Source organism: Roseomonas mucosa ATCC BAA-692, assembly GCF_000622225.1.
In the GTDB taxonomy this organism is placed as follows: domain Bacteria; phylum Pseudomonadota; class Alphaproteobacteria; order Acetobacterales; family Acetobacteraceae; genus Roseomonas; species Roseomonas mucosa.
Window position 1 is genome coordinate 11,645 of sequence record NZ_JHWD01000022.1, and the last position, 18,824, is coordinate 30,468.

Here is an 18,824-nt window from a genome sequence, read left to right on the forward strand (position 1 = left end):
TGCGCTCAACGAAAGTCTCTCGTCCTCACCTTGATCGTGTCCAGATGGAGGTCTGGGATGAAAATGTCGCGCGGCCGAACGGTCCGGGGCGGCAAGCCACGTGGATCGGGCGTCGGCGAGCCATGGTGAAACTCGTCGCCGCGACCATGCGGTAACGGGAAGGCGGTCTCTCGATCGCCGACGCTCGCCAGATCGGCGGAGAGGTCCGTGAGCCGCTGGGCGACGAGATGGACCACTTCACCCTCGCGCTGAACGCGACCGCGCACCGCGATCATACCCGCGGACAGGATCGTGCGACGGTTCTGCTCGAAGACCTTTGGCCAGATCACGAGGTTCGCAATGCCGCTTTCGTCTTCTAGCGTTATGAACATGACGCCCTTAGCAGACCCTGGCCGCTGTCGGACCAGCACGATGCCGGCCGCTTCGAGCCACCGGCCGTCACGCGCCTCCATAGCTTCGAGGCAGGTGACCATTCGGCGTCGCCGCAGGTCGTGCCTTAGGAAGGATACGGGGTGATCCCGTAGAGAGAGGCTGACGTGGCGGTAGTCTTCGACGACATCGCCACCGGCCGTCATGGGTCGGAGGACGATGGCCGGTTCGGCAATCTCGGGCACGATTTCCGTTTCGCGGGCCGAGGCCGCAGCAAAGAGCGGCAATGGCTCATCCCGAAGGGCTTTGATCGCCCAGAGCGCTTCCCGACGAGCAAGACCAAAGGGCGGCCGGAAACCGTCTGCCTCAGCGATGTGCGTCAACGCGCCCACGGGCACGCCAGCTCGGCGCCAGAGATCGTCCACCGACATGAAGGGATGTCCCGCCCGGGCAGCGACGATCGCTGCGCCATGGGCGTTCGCCAGACCCTTGACCATGCGCAGACCGAGCCGAACAGCAAATCGGCCGTCATCATCGATCGGCTCGAGCGTGCAGTCCCAACGGGACGCATTGGCGCACACCGGTCGCACCTCGATGCCATGATCTCGCGCATCACGCACGATCTGGGCCGGCGCGTAGAACCCCATGGGCTGGCTGTTCAGGAGCGCTGCGCAGAAAACGTCGGGGTGCCAGCACTTCAGCCAGGCCGACGCGTAGGCGATAAGCGCAAAAGAGGCTGCGTGGCTTTCCGGAAAGCCGTAAGAGCCGAAGCCTTCGAGTTGCTTGAAGGTCTGCTCGGCGAAGGCAGCGTCGTAGCCATTGGCCACCATGCCGGCGATCAGCTTGTCCCGGAAATGCGATACACCCCCGGTGAACTTGAAGGTCGCCATCGACTTGCGCAGCATGTCGGCTTCCCCGGGCGTGAACCCGGCGCATTCGATTGCGACGCGCATCGCCTGCTCCTGGAACAGGGGAACGCCGAGGGTCTTTCCCAGGACCTTTTCGAGCTCCGGCTTCGGATAGTGGACAGGCTCTAGCCCCTCCCGGCGCCGAAGATAGGGGTGAACCATGTCGCCTTGGATCGGCCCAGGCCGGACGATGGCGACCTGAACGACGAGGTCATAATAGGTACGCGGTTTCAAGCGCGGCAGCATGGACATCTGCGCGCGGCTTTCGATCTGGAAGGTGCCGAGCGTATCGGCCTTCCGGATCATCGCATAGGTGCGAGGATCCTCCGCCGGGATGGTCGCCAGATCGAGGTTTACGCCCTTGTGCTCGGCGAGCAGATCGAGGCCCTTCTTCATGCAGGTCAACATGCCGAGCGCCAGGACGTCGACCTTCATGAACTTGAGAGCGTCGATATCGTCCTTGTCCCATTCGATGACCTGGCGATCGACCATCGACGCGGGCTCGATCGGCACGAGATCGTCGAGGCGGTCATGGGTGAGCACGAAGCCGCCAGGGTGCTGGCTGAGATGGCGGGGAGCGCCCATCAGCTGCCGGGCAAGGTCGAGCGTCATCCGAAGGCGCCGATCGGCGAGGTTGAGGTTCAACTCCTCGACGTGACGCTTCTCGACGCCTTCTTCCGACCAAGCCCAGACCTGCGACGACAGAGTGCCGATCAGGTCTTCGGGCAGGCCGAGCGCCTTGCCGACGTCCCTCAGCGCGCCCTTGGTGCGATACCGGATGACGGTCGAGCACAACGCTGCATGCTCTCGGCCATAGGTCTCGAACACCCACTGCATGACGATCTCGCGCCTCTCATGCTCGAAATCGACGTCGATGTCGGGCGGCTCGCGCCGTTCCTCGGAGATGAATCTCTCGAACAGCAGGTCGTTGCGGCCCGGATCGATCGAGGTGATGCCAAGAACGTAACAGACGGCGGAGTTGGCGGCCGATCCGCGACCCTGACACAGAATGTCCTTTGACCGCGCGAAGCGAACGATGGAGTTCACGGTGAGGAAATAAGGCGCGTATTCCAGTTTCTCGATCAACCGCAACTCATGCTGGAGGGCGGCGGTCACGCTTTCGGGTACGCCCTCGGGATACCGTTCAGCGGCCCCCTCCCAGGTGAGCTTTGACAATGTCTGCTGGGGCGTAAGCGCGGGATCGTCTCGCTCTTCCGGATACTGGTATGCAAGTTCGTCGAGGCTGAAGCGGCAGCGGTCCGCGATCTGCAGCGTCCGGGCAAGGGCCTCGGGATAGCGGTTGAACAGACGATGCATTTCGTCCGGCGGCTTGATGTAGCGATCGGCATGTCGCTCTCGCCGATCGCCAAGCGTATCGATCGTGACGTTGTGACGGATGCACGTGACCACGTCCTGCAGGATCCGCCGGGCCGGCTCGTGGAAGAGGACGTCGTTCGTCACCACGGTGGGCACGCGCATCTGTGTGGCCATGTTCGAAAGCTCATGCAGTCGGAGCTGATCGTTTGGCCGGCGGCGCAAGGTGAGCGCGAGATAGACTCTGTCGCCGAAAGCGTCCCGCAATCGCCGCAGCCGGAACGCGCACTCGTCATCCGCCAAGTCGGGTACGAGCGTGACGATCAGGCCTTCGCCATACGCGACGAGATCAGGCCATTCGAGGACGCACCGGGCCTTGCCCCCTCGCTTTTTGCCGAGGGACAGAAGACGGCAGAGGCGCGAATAAGCGGGTCGATCCGTCGGATAGACCAGCACGGATGTCCCGTCAGCGAGGTCGAGCCGGCAACCGACAATCAGGCGAACGCCGGTCGTCTTGGCCGCTTCATGAGCACGGACGACGCCGGCGAGCGAATTCCGATCGACGATGGCGACGGCCTCGATCCCAGCCAAGGCCGCTTGCGCAAACAGTTCCTCGCAGGAGGACGCGCCGCGCAGGAAGCTGAAGTGTGAGGTGACCTGCAGTTCGACGTAGCGAGGTGAGCTCATCCGAAGACCCCGTGGATGAACCAGCGGTGCGACCCCGTCGCCGTGTCTTCGCCGTCACCGGCACGATAAAGCCAGTAGCGTTCGCCGGCGTCGTCCTCGACCCGAAAATAGTCTCGGACGGCGACCAATTCGGCGTCGCGTTTCCACCACTCTCCGAACACGCGCTCCGGTCCATCACCCCGGCGGAGTCGGCGACGCACGCCGCGCCAGGTGAATGAAACGGGCGGATGATCAGGCAAGAGCGCTACAGTCTCGACCTGCTCCGGATGGGCCAGCAGACGCGAGGGCCGCGGCCAATGGCCGGGCCATGCTGCGCCCGTATCGGCGGCCATCGCCGGAATGCGGCCAACGGAGCGTTCCGGAACGTCGCTCGCAACCGGCGCCAGCCGATAGAGCGCCTGCTCACCCACCCGGTTCATAAGCGTATCGATCAGGTCCGAGACGTCCGGCACACTCTCCTCGATCAACGAACTGACGGTCTGCCGACGCTCGATCGGCTCAGCGACGCTGGCCGCAAGCGTCATCACCTCGATTCCGAAGCCGGGCTCGATCGTCTCAATCTTGTCGCATAGGAGGCGCGTCAGGCGCTTTGCATCCCGGACCGGCGTTGCCATTCCAACCCGGACCGCCTGTGAGCGACTGTCGACACGGTGGCAGATAAGGTCGAGGCGTCGTGCGCCGAGACCCGCTGCCTCGAGGCGGTCGCAGAGCTGATCGACGAGCTTGGCGATGTAGCGGGCGATGGTCTCCGCCGCGCCAATCGGTTCCGCGAACGACCTGCGCACTTCGATCAGGTCGGCGGGTCGAATCGGATCGATCGGCTCTGACAGATCGCCAAGCGCCTGATCGATACGGCGGCCGATCGCTGGACCGAAGCGCAGGGTGAGCGGCGCGCGCGGCTGCGCGAGGATATCTCCGATGGTTTCAAAGCCAAGCGTCCGCAGCGCCGCGACTATCGAAGCGTCGATGCGCAGCGCGGCCAGCGGAAGCGGTTCCAACAGCGATGCATCATGACGTTCAGGAGCGATTATCGTCGCGCGGGCTGCAAACCGGGCCAAGGCGTGGGCCGCGCCCCAGCTGTCGGCGATCGCACCGCGAGCGGCGATACCGGACATGGCCAGCCTACCGATCAGGCCCTCCAGCATGACAGCTTCGCCGCCGTGAAGGTGATCGGCTCCGGTCGAGTCGATGATGATCCCGTCTGGAGGATCAGGGGCCACGACAGGCGCGTAGCGCAGGAGCCAGGTGGCGAGCCGATCAAGTGCCTCCACATCGGCTGCCGGCTCGGCATCTTGCACGATGAGGTCTGGCACCAGGACCTGAGCCTTGGTCACAGGCATGCCGGGGCGAAGGCCGGCGGCCACGGCAGCAGCATTCGCCGCCAGCACCACCCGCCTGTTTCCTTCCCGGCCAATCAGGACGAGCGGCGCCTCAGCCGGAGGCGCCGCGTCGCCAGCCTTCCGCCGAAGCCGGTCGGTGGACCAGCTCGGCAGGAAGAGCGAGACGACCCGTGTCATCGCACGCCTCCAACTCGAAATCTGCACTCTCGCCCGCGCGTGCGCGGATCAGTTCGACCAGCCAGCGGGCACGCCCTACGCCCGGAACAGGCAGAGGTGTCGATGGCACCATAGACACGCGCCAGCGTGTCATCGCGGCGGTGGGTTGGCCGAAATCAGTGGCTTCGGTCTGTCGTCGCCAACGCCGCAGCGCGATACCGATCGATCCGCTGCCCTCGGCTGCCAACTGCAGGCGGCGCGAGGCTGTCATGGAAAGCCGGGCCACCTCACCGAGAACCGCCCCTAGACCACCATGGCGCAACCCTTCCTCCATGCAGGCCAGCACGGTCTTGTCATCGCCGGCTTCGAGATAGATTACGCGATCGGACGCAAGACCTGCCTGGGCGATCGCCGGCGCGAACAGGTCCGGACGGGTGATACACCAGAGGATCTTGCCCTTGGTTCGAGCCGCGACGCCCGCGCTGAACAAGGCTGCTGCAGCACCATCGACCGCGCCATTCCCACCGCCTGCAATCTCATGCAGCGCGCCAAGCGCCAACCCGCCACCGGGGAGTCGTGAGTCGACGTCGGCAATCCCAAACGGGAGAACCGATTTGGCGCGCCGACTCCGGCCTTCGATCTTCTCGATCTGCGCGCGCAAAGACTCTATGGCGGGTTCGGGCCGCACGCTTCCAGTTGACCTCCGGATAAGGGTTCGTCATCATGTTCTCTATTTGTTCTATCTTGCGCGTGTGAGAGTCAAGCCGGTTTTCTGGACAGGAAGAGTTTTAGCCAATCTTGAAAGAGGACGCGCGTAGCCGGTCCGGTGAAAAAGACGTGGACCGCTACGGCGGCGAGATATCCGCCGGTCCTAGATAGGCGATGTCGATCTTGCTGACATCCGTGGCTACCACAGCCCGGAGCAAACCGATCCGGTCTGGATTAAGCGCAGCCTGGAGGGTGCCAAGCGGCGCGGCGTCGGCAGAAAGTACGCGGGGTTGCCCGCCCCAGTAATGAACTTGGACCGGTGTGCCCGGAGGCGGCGGCGCTCCAAGCCAGTTAACCGACGCCCAATAACGCCGATCAGCCCAGGTGCGGTTGTCAGCGGGCATGAAGCTGTTTGTGAACTCCGTCCAGATCGCCTTCGTCTCTGCGGTAGGCCAGTCGGGCAGAGCGCTCCAGGCGGCGACGGCGTCCGAATTGAGCCATTCCCGCAGCTCCTGTCCCGTCGTGAAGGTCGCTGCGGTGTCGGTGACTGCCTTGATCGCGGCAAGCCGCGAGTTGAAGCCGGCTTGGATCAGGATCGAGGCTGACCGATTGAGCGTGCCGGTCTCCACCGCAGGAACTGCTGCGCCAAGTTCGTGATCCTCCAGTAGAAGATCGAAAACGCCGACCGTGTCACCGTTGGCGGCCGCCCGAACGCGGATCGCCTCCATCGCCCAAGGCAGGCGATAGACGAGGCCGCCCTCTACAAATTGCAGGGTCTCAGAGGCCTGCGCTGCGCCCAGCGCCGCGAGCGGTTGGCCAAGCAGCCATGCGCGCAGGATGTCGCGCCAGTTCGCCGGCAGGGGATCGGGGGTGAAGGGATAGAAGGAGAAAACCCGTTCGGCGAGGCCGGCGATCGCAGTGATCGCCCCCTCGGTGTCTCCTTCGAGGATCGCGCCATTAGCTTGGATCAGGAGAAGATTGGCGTCGGCGGCGATGGCATCGAGCGCATGGCCTGTCGTCAGCCCAACCCCCGCGAGGAAGTAGCCGCGTCGTCCGGCGGCCGTCGACTGACTCCAAATGAGTCGGCTGCGGGACACGAGGCCGGCCTTCAGCACCTGTCGAACCTGCAGGTCCTGGCGCTGCAGACGGCGGTGCCACAGTGAGGATTGGAGGATGTCGTCGAGGGCCGTCTCGATGCCCTCATCGGGAATGTCGTTTTCCCCGATGAGGCTCAAGATCGCCGTATCGAGCGTTGCGACATGTCGTTCCCAATCGGCGAGCGCGCGTTCGCGTTCTTCGGGCTTCTCGTTTGCGACTTCCGGGAAAGTCCAGGCGGCCGCGTTGTTGACGACGTACTCGACCAGCTGATTGAGGTCGCCGCCGATGCGCGAGCGCATTCGCGTCAACAGCATCGCGACAAGCCGCACGAGGCCGCTTTCCATCTCGCGCGCGCCGAGGTCGGTGATGAGGGCTTCCCAGTTGCGCCGCTTCTTGGCGATCTCGTCGAACATGGGGAAGAGAACGATGCCCTCGACATCGACATAAGCGCGGCCCGCGCGGCCGATGACGTTCTTGAACTCGCTGATCTCAATGCGCTCGCCAGCCCGGTGAAGGGAATACATGACGACGGCGGTGGCGGAGAGGTTGAGGCCCTGCGCCAAGGTCGGAGATGAGATCGTGACCTTGAGAACATTCTCGCGTAGCAGGCGCTCGACCTCCTTTCGATAGGCGGTGGGGAGTGCGCCATGGTGAAGGGCGACACCGAGGCGAAGGCATTTCAGGATTGCGCTATCGGCGCCCAGCCATTCCTCACCAAGCGCAATCGCCGTGTTCAGAAGGTTCGGGTCGGCCTCGAGCAAAGAGCGCAGGGCGCCGCGCTCATGCAAATCGACGATGACGTCCGCAAACGGCTCGACGCTGCGCCGCTCGGGGCAGAAGATCAGGACCGTCTGACCATCATCGACTAGCCGCCAGGCCGTCGCAAGGCAGAGTTCGCGCTGGTCGTCGGGAAAGAGACGGGTGCGCCGGCGCTTCGGCGGAATCCAGTTGGGTGGGGCCGCACCGGTGAGAAACCGCTGGACCCAGGGCCGCTCGTCGCCAACCCGCAGGTTGAGCCGCGCCGTTGGAGACGTCCAAACCACTTCACCGAACCGCAGCCGGGTCGGCCGCCAATCGTTCTTGATCAGCCCGCCCGGGTGATCGCGCCGCAACCAGGCGGCAAAGTCGTCGAGCTGGTCGCCATCTGGCAGGATCGCCGAAAGGCAGACGATCCGTCGCTCCTGCGCGTCCGGGCGACGAAGAAGCCGCTGGATCTGTACCTCGTAACGGACCTCACGCTCGTTGGGGCCGATCATATGCCCTTCGTCGAAGACCAGCAGACCGACATCGTCAAGGAGCGAGGGGTCGTTGCGCAGGGCGAAGTCGAGCTTCTCCGGCGTCGCGACCACGATGTTGCGCTCGCGGATGGCGTCCTCGTCGAAGCCGCTGACGCCGATGCTGCCATATAGGGCCGAGATGGTCTTGCCGAGCGGGCCGAAGGTCCGCTGCAACGTGGTCTCGGTCTGTGCCGACAGCGCGCGCAGCGGGGTGACGAAGACCACCCGCTTGCCGCCCGCTAGGCACCTTAGAATGCAGAGTTCGGCGATGCGGGTCTTGCCGGCGCTTGTCGGCAGCGACACGACCAGGTCGTCGGACTGGTCGGCCGCCCGAGCGGCCGCCTCCGTCTGCGACGGCCAGAGGTCGATTTCCGCTTTCGGGCGACGCTGCAGTAATGCGATGAACAGCTCGCGCAGCGGCTGCCAGTCGGCTGCGGCACCACCGACCGGCTGAAGCGGAACCCTCTCGTGAAAGGTGCTTGACCAGAGATCCGAGAGGAGGTGGATCGCGACGCGATGCGCCCACCATTGCGGCAGCATGTTCATCTCGCTGCAGATCGCGAGGCTGGTGCGAAGCCGTTCGAGCGCTTGGTCGATCAGCGGCCGCTCGCCCCGTTCGAGAGCGAGCAGGAAGAGCGACATGGCGGCCATGAAGGCATCGGTGAGCGCGATATCGAGACCGTCGAAAAGGAAGTCGTTGCCGTCCTCGGGCGGGGCGGCAACGGCTTCGGCCTGATCGAGCTGAGCTTGGATGTCTGCGGCGATGCGTGCGTCGCTGCCTTGGCCGGAGGCGCGATAGTCGAGGACGCTGGAGCGCAGGGCGCCGAAATTGCGGCGCATCAACTGCGCGAGGGCCCGCTCGACCGGCGAAAAGTTCTCGTCGGTCTCGACGATGGCGAGCAGCGAATATGCGCGTGCCGACAGATGGGCGAGGTGATAGGCCCCAGCGGCCATGACGAAATGGAAGTCGCGATCGACCTCCTGGCGGTCGCCCTTGGCCATCACGGCTTCAAGCGCCGTGGCCGCCTGCTCGAAGGCGGTGCGCGCCTGGGCAGCGTCGCCGCCAAAGTCGCGAAGGCGCAAGCCAAGGCCCAGCAAGGCATAAGCGTAAGAATGAAGATCGTAGCTCAGTTGGGGCGCGAAGGCCGGTGCGTCGGCCGGAAGAGTGCCATCGCGCCAGATGATCGCGCGGGCCTGGCCGCGTGCGATCAGCCGCCCCCGGAAGCCGGCGGTCGCCGCTTCGGCGATGTCGGCCGCGATCGCTTCAGGGGTTGTTGGCATCGGCGATCACTCGATCATAAACCGCGCCGATGAAGGCGGCGTGCCCGTCGATGTATAGCCCAATGCCCCATTGGTTGATGGCGCCGGGATAGGCTTGAAGGGAAGCGGTCAGCAGCGCCTCGGGCGCGTTGCCGGAAAATGTGAATAGCAAATGCTTGACGCTCTGCGGCGGAATACCGTGCTTGAGTAGCGCGTCGTCGATCGCATCCGCCAGCGGCAGATTATCGAGTTCAAGCAAGCGGGCCGAGATAAAGGACAGGGCGTGCGCCGAAGGCAGTCCGCCGTCCTTGTCTAGGCCAGCACGCGCGTCGGTCAGGACCTGGCCGGTGAGCGTGGCACGGCTCTTCGCTTCGGTCTTTAGGAAATGCAGGCGCTGCGACTGGGCGTCCTGCAGGATTCCGATCACGTCGTCGCCGCGCATCGCCATGTTGCGATGGTCCTTCCAACGCAGGCGCTTGATCGGAGCTCGGTAGCCGCCGCTATGCGCGTCGATCCATTCGGTCGCGTAGATCTCGCCAAGGTCGCCAGACCGGATTTGCTTGGTCGTCGGCAGTTTGCCTTCGATCAGCGCCGCAGCCGCGGGCTTGCCGAGCCTGGCGAGCGCGCGCGCCAATTGTTCTTCCGAGGCGTAGTGCGCGGGTACGATGGCGGCAGTCGCTTGAATGCCGGTGGCGAGGCTCGCCGCCTGTCCGGTCATCACCCGGCGATGGTGTGTCCCTACCGGCCCATCGACAGAGACGCACCAGTCATTGAACTGCGCCATCCTCGTCCCTCCCGGTCATTGAGGAAAGAGGTCGCGGACGCGCATGAACGGCGAGCCGGTTTCAGCGGCACGGCGCACCTTGCGTTCGAGAACTTGGGTGAGTGGGAGTTCACGGTCGAGCATCTCGTAGAGATCGAGCCCGTCCATGCAGATGACGCGCTTGCCGCGCCCGAAGGCCGAAAGGCCCTCTTCAGTGAAGCCGCTGTTGCTGACGAACAGGCCGCGGGTCCAGGCGGCCTTTTGCTCGATCTTGCCATGGAAGGTGTGCAGCTCGGCGACGCCCATCGGCTGGCCGTGCCACTTTGCCTCGACAAGGTAGGTCTCGCTTCCGAGTTGGAAGCTCCCGTCGATCTGCTCTCCCCGCAGCCGAAAAGGCTCTTGGGCCGCGAGGCCAAAGGCGTCGAACAGGCCTTTCAGGAATCCTTCGAAGGCATAGCCGCGCGCATGAGGTGCGAGCGTGGTGACGCGAAGGAGGTCGGACTTAATCTTCGCGACCGCTTGCCGATCGACAGGGGGAGGCGAAGGGCTCGCCGCAGGACGTTGGGGTGAGGCGCCGCCAGAAAGGCGGTTTATCAGTCCCTGATACCGCGCCTCCGCATTCGCGACGGGGTCAGCTCCGCCCGACCGGGCAAGATATTCGGAGCGATGCTCCCAGAGCGCGGTCAAGGCGCGGACGGCTGTCGAATCGTCGCAGGTCTGCAAGAAATAGCGCAGGCGCTTGCCCTTTGACCCTCCATTGGCCGAGTATTTCGGATCGTCTATGTTGACCTTGAGCTCTGAGGCAAAGAAGTCCGAGAAGCTGGGATCGGAGAAATCCAGCACGAAGCCGGGACCCCGGACGAAGTCGACGAGGTCGTCAATGAGGCGCAGGTCTATTGATCTAATCGAACTGATGTCCTTTCTCCCCAGCGGACAGCTTTGAGTTAGCTGTTGATCGTTTTTTCAAGCGCGGCAATTCTCGCGAGTACGTCGTCGAATGAAAGCGGTGTCTGGTCAAACATCATCGGCATCATCGCCCGATAATCGGCTCGCAGATCTTTGGCCCGAGCGCCGTCCGGCATGAGCTGGAGCGTGCCTGGCCGTGCCGTTTCGTAATTGGCCCAACCCGAACGAAAGAACGTGGCTTTGTGGCGCGCTACCTGCACCAGCAAACCGAGATCGGCAGCGGCGGCTTGGCCGTCGTCCGTCTCGAGAAGCATGGCGAGGTCATAAAAGTGCCGCGAGAAATACAGCGGCGTGGGTGACCCGGCGGGGCGATGCGCCTCCGCATGGAGCGCGGTCGCCTTCTCCCAGAAGGTCCGCCTCGCTGACAGCACGGTCACGCTGGTGTCGGGATCGGTGAAGAAGTCTGGATAGTCGTCGGCCGCGTAGGGGCGGATGACTTTCTCCTCTGTCGGCCAGGGATCGCCGCGCGCGCCGAGCTCGAATTTCACGCGCGGCGTGATGTAGGCCATGCCTTCGTATTCGGCGGTAGGCAGCGCGGTCGGATAGTGGAAGTTGACGGTCTGCGCGTCACCGGCGTCTATCTCTAGCGACCACTCGCTTTCGGTCGGCTCACCGAGTTGTTCGACGATCGCGGCGCGAAGCGCTGGCAGAAGTCGCTCGGCGATGTGCTGCTCGACATCGCTGACTAGGTCGTCGATCAGCCGAGCCGCCTGCTTCTTGCTGATCCCCTCCTTATCGGGGTCGCGCTCGCCGGTGTATCCGAGTTCGGAACGGTCGAACGACAAGTCGATGTCCTCGGAGAATCGGCGAATAGCGTTGAACGCTTTGGAGAGCGACGTGCCGCCCTTAAAAACGAGGGTTGCCGTGGTGCCCTTCGGTAGACCGAACAGGCGCTTCAGGCTCCAACATACCCAGAAGTCCTTTTCGATGATCGTATTGGCGACGCCCCGCCCGGCGCCGGTCTCCCCGAAAAGAGCTGCACGATCGTCGGTGGGAAGGCGGGCGACATCATCCATCGATATCGGCCACCGCTGCGTGGGCAATCGAGACGAGCGTGGGTCGCATCCAGGCGGGCGCTTGAACGGCGGTTGAGGCCAACGTCTTCTTGTCGTTGGCCGAAAGCCGGCGCGCCGCGACCTGCGCGACGTCAGCCGCCCGAACGGGGCCGACATGACGAAGCGCCTGAACCACCGTCCCGGCGGGGCTGCCCGGTGCGATCAGATGCTTGGGCGAGGCGTGACGAAGGTCGACGACGCGCTTTCCCAGCACGACGCGCCGCGACGGGCCGTCGGTCAGATAAGTGCTTTGTGCCGGGACCTGGGTCGAAAGGCCGAGCGCGTTCGCTGCGCGCGCTCCGGAGATCTGCACCTGCGAGCCGGTCTCCCGCGCAAGAGCGTGGGCGACATCGTCCGGCGCGGGTGACAACGCCCCAAGTTTCGGGTGCAGCTTGGGAAAGTCGTAAAGCCCACGCGCAAGCCGCCGGAGCTGTCCGCCCTTCACTAATCGGGAGAGTGCCTGATCGACAGAAGAGCGGGCGGCAACTGTGAGGAAGTCGCTAGGCGTGAAGACGCTGCCACGTCCGCTGGCGCGGACGCGTTTCATGAGCCGGTCGGGGACTGAGGCGTTTAGCGTCTTCATATGTCAGAAAATAAGGCAAGTTTTTCTGACATGCAAGTGGCGGCATTCCTCGTCTAGAGTGCGACCGCCACTTGCTAAGCATTACGCCGCGGCGCGTTGCTCGTCATTCGCCGCGCCGGCAGCGTCCGTTGCCGCAGCCTGCTGCAAGAAGCGAGCGAGTGCTGCGCGCCGAGAATCCCGATCCACGGCATAGGCAGTTTGTTTGAATTCAATGCCGTCTAGGAGGCCTTGGATGTAGCCGGAGATGGTATCAGCGGCCATGATCAGCGCCGTGTCGAGCGTGTGTATGTAGTTGCTGGTGACGGAGCCCTTCGAATGGCCGACCAGAGCAGCGATAGTGACCTCGGTAAAGCCGAGATCGTTTGCAATGCTGGCAAAGCTGTGCCGCAAGACGTGTGGTGTGATGTCGGCTAGCGGCGTTGCTTTGAAGATCTGGTCCCAGTGGTTAGGAAGGCTTCCGAACGCGTTGTCGTCGCCGTGTCCAGGAAACACGTAGGTTCCTGAGCGAGTTCTCCGGCTAGCTTCCAGGTATTCAACGACCGGTAGGCCGATCGGACGGATTGAGCTTCCTTCCTTGCTGTCAACGAGGCGGAGGCAGCTCGCGCTCGTGTCGGCTTCAGACCAAGCAAGCGTGACCATCTCCGTGCGGCGGCATCCTGTCAGCGCAAGCTGGCGGATGATGTCGACCGATAGCTCATACTTCTCATTCTCAGCAGCCTGCGTGAGAATTTCGCCGAGCAACCGATATTCGGCCTCGCTCAGCCGTCGTGCGCGCACGTTGTCCTTCGGCCGCCTCACACCGTGCGCTGGATTGGTATCGATGATGCCAGCCTCGACTGCATAGGTCAGTATTCCACCAAAAAGTCCGATGGTGCGCGTTGCTGTGCCCGCTCCACCTCGCACGATAGCGCGACCGCGAAGCTTTCTCGTCTTGACGCTGCAGCGGGTCTTGCCGGCCATGATGTCCTTCAGGGCCTTCGTGATGTCCGCTTTCACCAGATCCTTGACCCTGTGCGTACCAAGCAGAGGAATGATGTGGCGCTCGATGCGCCCCGTGTCGGAGAGAATGGTGCTGGCTTTCTTGGGGCGCCCGCCCTTTCCAAGAATGAGGCCGGCTTTAAGATCGGCGACGTAAAGGTCACACAGTTCCTTAACGGTAATCGCCTTGCTGTCGAGCTGCTTCTCTTCGGCCGGGTCGTCGCCTTGAGCGATCCTGCCCAACTGGACCTTCGCCTCTTGGCGAGCGCGCTCTGGTGTCCAGACGCCGTGCAATCCGATTGTGAAGCGACGCGACCGCTTGCCGAGCCTGTACTGGATGACATAGCTGCGCTTGCCGGATGCGAATACTCGGAGGCCAAAGCCGGGCAGTTCGTCGTCCCAAATGACGTAATCTTTCGCGCGACTGTCCGCGGCGTCGACGACCCGTTTCGTGAGCTTAGGCATGGGCTTCCTCCGACCCTAGCGTTTCCTCTCGCGTAAGCACCACGTAAGCACGCGGGCGAAAACAGTGGCGGGGAGAAGAGTAGCTTTGGCGGAGAAGAAGTGCAAATTGTTTAGCGTTTACAGGGAGATAGGCGGACATCGGCGGCTCCTTGCGCTTATTGGCGGAGCTAGCCATATTCCCTCCGAAGGCAAAGGTCGTACGTTCGAATCGTATCGGGTCCGCCAATCTTTCCAATAGACTAGCGAGTTGTTGCCGCATCACTCGGCGGCCAGTGTCACCAGGGTGCCACCAAGCAGCCCTTGGTCACACGAAGAGCAGGCCCTCCGGCCTCGTCGCTTCCTGCTCATAGTCCAGCGGCCCGGCCTCGCTCGCCAGCGTTCGGTAGATCGCCATGACGACCACAGTGGCATCGTCGATCTTCCCGGCAGCCTTCGCCTTGCTGAACTTGATTTGCCAGCCTCGCCCTGCACCAGCCGGATATCGCTCCTTCCCAGCGCAACACAGGGTCGCGTCCTGCGCGAAACTAACCGCCTGAGGATGGCACGCCCGATCTCCTTGCAAGGCGCGGACATGGAAGCATGCCGGCAACAGGAGGTTTTCCCCCGGAAAAGTGTTCTGACGGCACTTCGCTCGCTAGAATGGGCGAACGGGCTTTTCGCCCGCCGGGACGGAAACCCTCCCTGCACGGGGGGGGGCGAGCAATGTTGATACCCCTGGCAGCATCGAAGGCCGGTCTTCTTCTGGACGCGAGTGTGCTATTGGCGCGGACAGCCATTGCCGAAAGCCCTCTCGATCTGTGGTCAGGCTGAGCACGCGGGTATCAGCCGCTTTCGCTTGTGCTACTGCATCAGGCTGATAACATGGCTATCAACGGCTAATGGGCCGCCAAGCACATCAGTAACGGTGCTACCATATGGCGATCAGCCCAGTTCAATGCCGAATGGCTCGCGTAGCCCTCCAGTCAGGAGTGCGTGAGGCGACAGCTATGGCTGGGATATCGCTGAACACCATCGCAGGCCTGGAGCGAGGGGAAGCCCTTCAGCCTCGAACCTTGCCTGGAATCCACACTGCCCTCGAAGCCGCCGGCATGGAGTTCATCCCCGTATACGACGGTGGGGCCGGGGTGAGGCTGTGGAAGTCGATGGACGAAACGTCACATCAGGAGAACTGAGTTTGCGGAAGCCGAACTACAGCCAGGAACGTGCCCAGCGCGAGAGAGACAAGGCTGCGAAGACGCGTGCCAAGGAGCAGAAAAAGCAGGACCAGAAGGCTGCCGAGCTGGCCGAGCTAACAGAACCTAATAATTCAGAGGATCGGCTGCCTGAGCCGCTGGATCCCGCCGTCAAAGGATAGCCCTCATGAGCGACACCGTTATCTAGACCGGAGGTCCATCCCGAGGAGATGCGGGCCGCCGCCAGTCTCCGGATCGGTGATGCCGTGTCGCTCCAGGCCACCGCACGGGCCACGCCGGCTGGGCTGATAGCCGCGGCTGTCCTGGTTGGGGTCGTGCTGCTGCCCACGGCGGCCGGGGCGTCGAGCGGGCCGGGCGCTACTCCGGCAACCGGCTTGCCCGCCGCTTGGACAAGGCCGGCCTGAGCCGGCACCGGATGCGCGACTGTCGGCTCAGGTGGGGCGGCACTCTTCCCACTTCCGCTCAGCCAGAAGGTAGGACGCTATCTAGTGGCACGCAAGATCCACGAGCCTTCGATGAAGCACTGCTCAGGCACGGCTATGCGAGTCGTCCGCCTCGCCACGGATGTCGATGCCGTTCATGCGGAACGGGCAGCGGCCGGCGTCACCATCCTACAGCCGCCAAAGGACATGGATTTCGGCCGCTGCTTCACCGCGCAGGACCCGGATGGCCCCGCCTGCGCGTCTTTCGCCCGGGCTGAAACGGGCGCCCCCCGGGGCAGCGCCACGAAGAATTTCCCGTGACAGGGGTGGTCCCAGGGCGACGGGGCTGACATTGCGTGGCGGACCGGGCGCCTCCGGCGCGCCCGCCACGCCAGCCCCACCCGGTGCCATGATGACCCCAGCCCGCCGACGCCCCGCGAACCGCCATGGATAAGCATGTCCTGAACGGCGTGCTGCTCGCCTTCCTCGCCTATGCCTCCTATGCGCTGAGCGACGCCTCGATCAAGCTGATCGAGGGCGCGCTGGACCCCTTCGAGGTCGCCTTCTTCGGCGCCGTGCTGGGCCTGGGCGCGGTCCCCTTCATCCTCGGCCCCGGCGACCGGCTGACGGATCTGGTGGTGTCGCGCCACCGCGGCCTGTGGCTGTTGCGCGGCGCCTTCGCGGTGATCGGCAGCCTGTCCAGCATCATCGCCTTCACCGCCCTGCCGATGGCGGAGGCCTTCTGCCTGATCTTCCTGCTGCCGGTCTTCGTCACCATCCTGTCGGTGGTCTTCCTGAAGGAGCCGGTGGGCTGGCGCCGCTGGTCGGCGGTGATCGTCGGCTTCCTGGGCGTGCTGATCGTGCTGCGCCCCGGCTTCCGGGAGCTCACCGCCGGGCATCTGGCCGCCATCGTCGGCGGCTTCTCCGGCGCGGTGACGATCATCATCCTGCGGGCGCTGGGGGGAAAGGAGAAGCGGATCTCCCTCTATGGCGCCGGGCTGATCGGCCCGATCCTGGTCAGCGGGCTGCTGATGCTGCCGCGCTTCGCATGGCCGAGCGGCGAGCAGTGGCTCTACCTCGCCGGCTACGGCCTTCTGGCGGCGGGGGGCAACGTGCTGATCATGCTGGCCTCGGCCAAGGCTCCCGCCAGCCTCGTGGCGCCGACCCAGTACAGCCAGATGCTCTGGGGCGTCGGACTCGGCTATGCCGTCTTCGGCGACCGGCTGGATGGCTGGATGTTCCTGGGCATGGCGGTGATCGTGGGCTCGGGCCTCTTCACCTTCCTGCGCGAGACCAAGCGCACCACCTGGTGGCGGCGCGCGCCGCCGGTCCACCCGCAATAGGCACCCCGCCCGCCTCCGGCCGGACGGTGGCTTCCTGTTGCCGTTCCGCCCTGTGGCCACTCCCGGGGGAGAGGCGCCGCCTCTCCCGCCGGACCCCCTCTCCGCCGGGGACCGAGTTGGCTCTGCATGGTTGCCGTCGGTCTGCGGCCTGATCCCCGGAAGCAGGTGGCAACGCAGGGCTCCCGAAAGGAAGAAAAGGCACCGTCTCCGTGCTGGTGGCAGCGGCAGTCCGCCGGAGAGCGTCGCTCTCCGGCGCGATCCGACCCCAGCAAGGGCCAACCCATCGGGTCCAGGGCGCGCAGCGTCCTGGCGGATAGGGGGTCCGGGGGAAAGGCAGGGCCTTTCCCCCGGGGACGGCGCCACTGCCCGAACCTCAGCGCAACTTCGAGGCCGGCGGCAAGGGCCGCGCGGCCTCTTCCATCCCCGCCCAGGGGTCCGGCGTTTCCAGCCGGGCCGGGGCGGTGGCAATGGTGAAGCGCCGGGGGTCGAGCCCTTCCGTCACCTCCGCCCAGTCCAGCGGCATGGCCACCGGGGCGCCGGGCCGGGCGCGGGGCGACCAGGGCGCCACCGCCGAGGCCCCACGCGCATTGCGCTGGAAATCCAGGAAGATTCGCCCGTCCCGCCCAGCCAGGGCGGATTGCGTGGTGAAGCGCTGCGGCGCCTCCCTCGCCAGATCCTCGCAGATCGCTGCCGCCACCGCGTGCAGCCGGTCCCACCGCGCCCCGGGGGCCAGGGGCACCACCAGATGCAGCCCCTTGCCGCCCGTGGTCTTGCAGAAGGGCGCGAGGCCCAGCGCCAGCACGCGCTCGCGCAGCGCCAGGGCCGCCGCGACCACGGAATCGAAGGACAGGTCCTCCGCCGGGTCGAGGTCGAGCACCATCCGGTCCGGCTGCGCCAGCCGGGCGCCGCGGGCGCCCCAGGGATGAATCTCCAGCACCCCGGACTGTGCCAGGGCGACCAGCGCCTCGGGCGTATCCACCTGGATCAGCGGCTTCTCCTCGCCGCGCAGCCGCACCGTGCCGACCAGCGGCGAGAGGCCACGCGCGGCATGGCGCTGCACGAATCGCTCGCCTCCGATCCCCTCCGGCGCCCGCAGCAGGGTCAGCGGCCGCCCGGCGATGGCCGGCAGCAGACGCGGCGCCACGCGTTCCAGGTAGCGGGCGAGGTCCTGCTTGGTGACCGGCCCCGCATCGCCAGAAGCGGGCCAGTAGACCCGCTCCGGATGCGTCAGCGCGCCCCCCGCCACGGCCGGGCCGGGGTCGCGGCGCCCGCTCTGGCCGGACGGGCTCATCCGCGCCCCGGCGCGCCCGTCGCGATCTGCGCCAGGTCGCGCCCGGACAGGACCGAGGTCGTGGCCTCGCGCAGCAGCGCATCGCCGGAGCCGGGCCGGGCCTCCTCGTCGCGGTCCTTGATCAGCAGCCAGTTCCGGCGCGTCCCACGCCCGCGTCCGCGCATCAGCACCAGGTGCCAGCCGCCCTTCAGGCGCGTGCCGTGCAGGCGGAAATGCAGGCGCCCCCCTGCCAGATCCGCCGCTGGGTCCTCCGAAAGCGGCTCCCAGCTTCCGCGGTCCCAGAGCATGACCGTACCGGCGCCGTAGCCGCTGCCGATCACCCCCTCGAAGCCGCCATAGTCGAGGGGATGGTGCTCCACCTCCACCGCGAGGCGCTTCTCCTCCGGATCGAGGCTGGGACCGCGCGTCACCGCCCAGGACTTCAGCACGCCATCCAGTTCGAGGCGGAAGTCGTAGTGCAGCCGCGTGGCGTCGTGCTTCTGCACCACGAAGAGACCCTCGTGCCGCCCGCCGTGGCGGATCGCCCCCTCGGGTTCCGGCGTCTGCCGGAAATCGCGCTTCTGGCGATAGCGGGCGAGCGGGTCACTGTCTGTCATGGCGAAGGGAGAACGCTTCCGCCACGCCCCGGTTCGGCCGCGGGGTGCAGGG

General features: G+C 65.2%; 14 protein-coding genes. 3 read left to right on the forward strand and 11 right to left on the reverse strand.

Annotated features, from left to right (window positions below):
* Nucleotides 1-5: 5 nt before the first annotated feature.
* From BT98_RS0116240 to BT98_RS0116270, 9 genes are all read right to left on the reverse strand, one after another.
* The gene (locus BT98_RS0116240; RefSeq protein WP_027297289.1) at nt 6-3,278 is read right to left on the reverse strand and encodes an error-prone DNA polymerase; all 3,273 of its coding nucleotides are present in this window, start codon (nt 3,276-3,278) and stop codon (nt 6-8) included.
* Entirely contained in the window at nt 3,275-4,795 is a 1,521-nt protein-coding gene (locus BT98_RS0116245) for a Y-family DNA polymerase (protein ID WP_027297290.1), read from the reverse strand. Before BT98_RS0116245 ends, BT98_RS0116240 begins: the two co-directional genes overlap by 4 nt.
* Nucleotides 4,710-5,462, reverse strand: a complete 753-nt coding sequence (locus BT98_RS26690; protein WP_058454232.1) for an ImuA family protein — start codon at nt 5,460-5,462, stop codon at nt 4,710-4,712. The genes BT98_RS0116245 and BT98_RS26690 overlap by 86 nt, the downstream gene beginning before the upstream one ends.
* 157 nt (nt 5,463-5,619) lie before the next feature.
* Nucleotides 5,620-9,138, reverse strand: a complete 3,519-nt coding sequence (locus tag BT98_RS0116250; protein WP_027297291.1) for a DEAD/DEAH box helicase — start codon at nt 9,136-9,138, stop codon at nt 5,620-5,622.
* Entirely contained in the window at nt 9,122-9,901 is a 780-nt protein-coding gene (locus tag BT98_RS0116255) for a Hachiman antiphage defense system protein HamA (protein WP_027297292.1), read from the reverse strand. Before BT98_RS0116255 ends, BT98_RS0116250 begins: the two co-directional genes overlap by 17 nt.
* Before the next feature lie 15 nt (nt 9,902-9,916).
* Nucleotides 9,917-10,723: a restriction endonuclease gene (locus tag BT98_RS24720; RefSeq protein WP_037251215.1), complete on the reverse strand. Its 807-nt coding sequence runs from the start codon at nt 10,721-10,723 to the stop codon at nt 9,917-9,919.
* A 101-nt stretch (nt 10,724-10,824) separates the two neighbouring features.
* Nucleotides 10,825-11,862 carry a nucleotidyl transferase AbiEii/AbiGii toxin family protein gene (locus BT98_RS0116265; protein WP_027297294.1) on the reverse strand — a complete coding sequence of 346 codons (1,038 nt, stop codon included), beginning with the start codon at nt 11,860-11,862 and terminating at the stop codon, nt 10,825-10,827.
* Nucleotides 11,855-12,448, reverse strand: a complete 594-nt coding sequence (locus BT98_RS26695) for a DUF6088 family protein (RefSeq protein ID WP_058454399.1) — start codon at nt 12,446-12,448, stop codon at nt 11,855-11,857. Before BT98_RS26695 ends, BT98_RS0116265 begins: the two co-directional genes overlap by 8 nt.
* Nucleotides 12,449-12,565: 117 nt before the next feature.
* Nucleotides 12,566-13,927 carry a tyrosine-type recombinase/integrase gene (locus BT98_RS0116270; RefSeq protein WP_027297295.1) on the reverse strand — a complete coding sequence of 454 codons (1,362 nt, stop codon included), beginning with the start codon at nt 13,925-13,927 and terminating at the stop codon, nt 12,566-12,568.
* Nucleotides 13,928-15,101: 1,174 nt separating this feature from the next.
* On the opposite strand from BT98_RS0116270, the gene BT98_RS27295 reads away from it, so the two are divergent.
* The 3 genes from BT98_RS27295 (at nt 15,102) to BT98_RS0116290 (ending at nt 16,885) form a co-directional block, all read left to right on the forward strand.
* Entirely contained in the window at nt 15,102-15,281 is a 180-nt protein-coding gene (locus BT98_RS27295; protein ID WP_115359178.1) for a hypothetical protein, read from the forward strand.
* A 378-nt stretch (nt 15,282-15,659) separates the two neighbouring features.
* Complete coding sequence (locus BT98_RS26225) at nt 15,660-15,863, forward strand: VOC family protein (RefSeq protein WP_019463284.1); 204 nt, start codon at nt 15,660-15,662, stop codon at nt 15,861-15,863.
* Between the two features lie 125 nt (nt 15,864-15,988).
* Complete coding sequence (locus tag BT98_RS0116290) at nt 15,989-16,885, forward strand: DMT family transporter (protein WP_027297296.1); 897 nt, start codon at nt 15,989-15,991, stop codon at nt 16,883-16,885.
* A 373-nt stretch (nt 16,886-17,258) separates the two neighbouring features.
* On the opposite strand, the gene ligD is transcribed toward BT98_RS0116290, so the two are convergent.
* A complete protein-coding gene (gene ligD, locus BT98_RS28165; protein WP_019461796.1) occupies nt 17,259-18,176 on the reverse strand; it encodes a non-homologous end-joining DNA ligase in 918 nt (305 codons plus the stop codon).
* Entirely contained in the window at nt 18,173-18,772 is a 600-nt protein-coding gene (locus BT98_RS28170) for a DNA polymerase ligase N-terminal domain-containing protein (RefSeq protein ID WP_019461797.1), read from the reverse strand. Before BT98_RS28170 ends, ligD begins: the two co-directional genes overlap by 4 nt.
* Nucleotides 18,773-18,824: the final 52 nt, after the last annotated feature.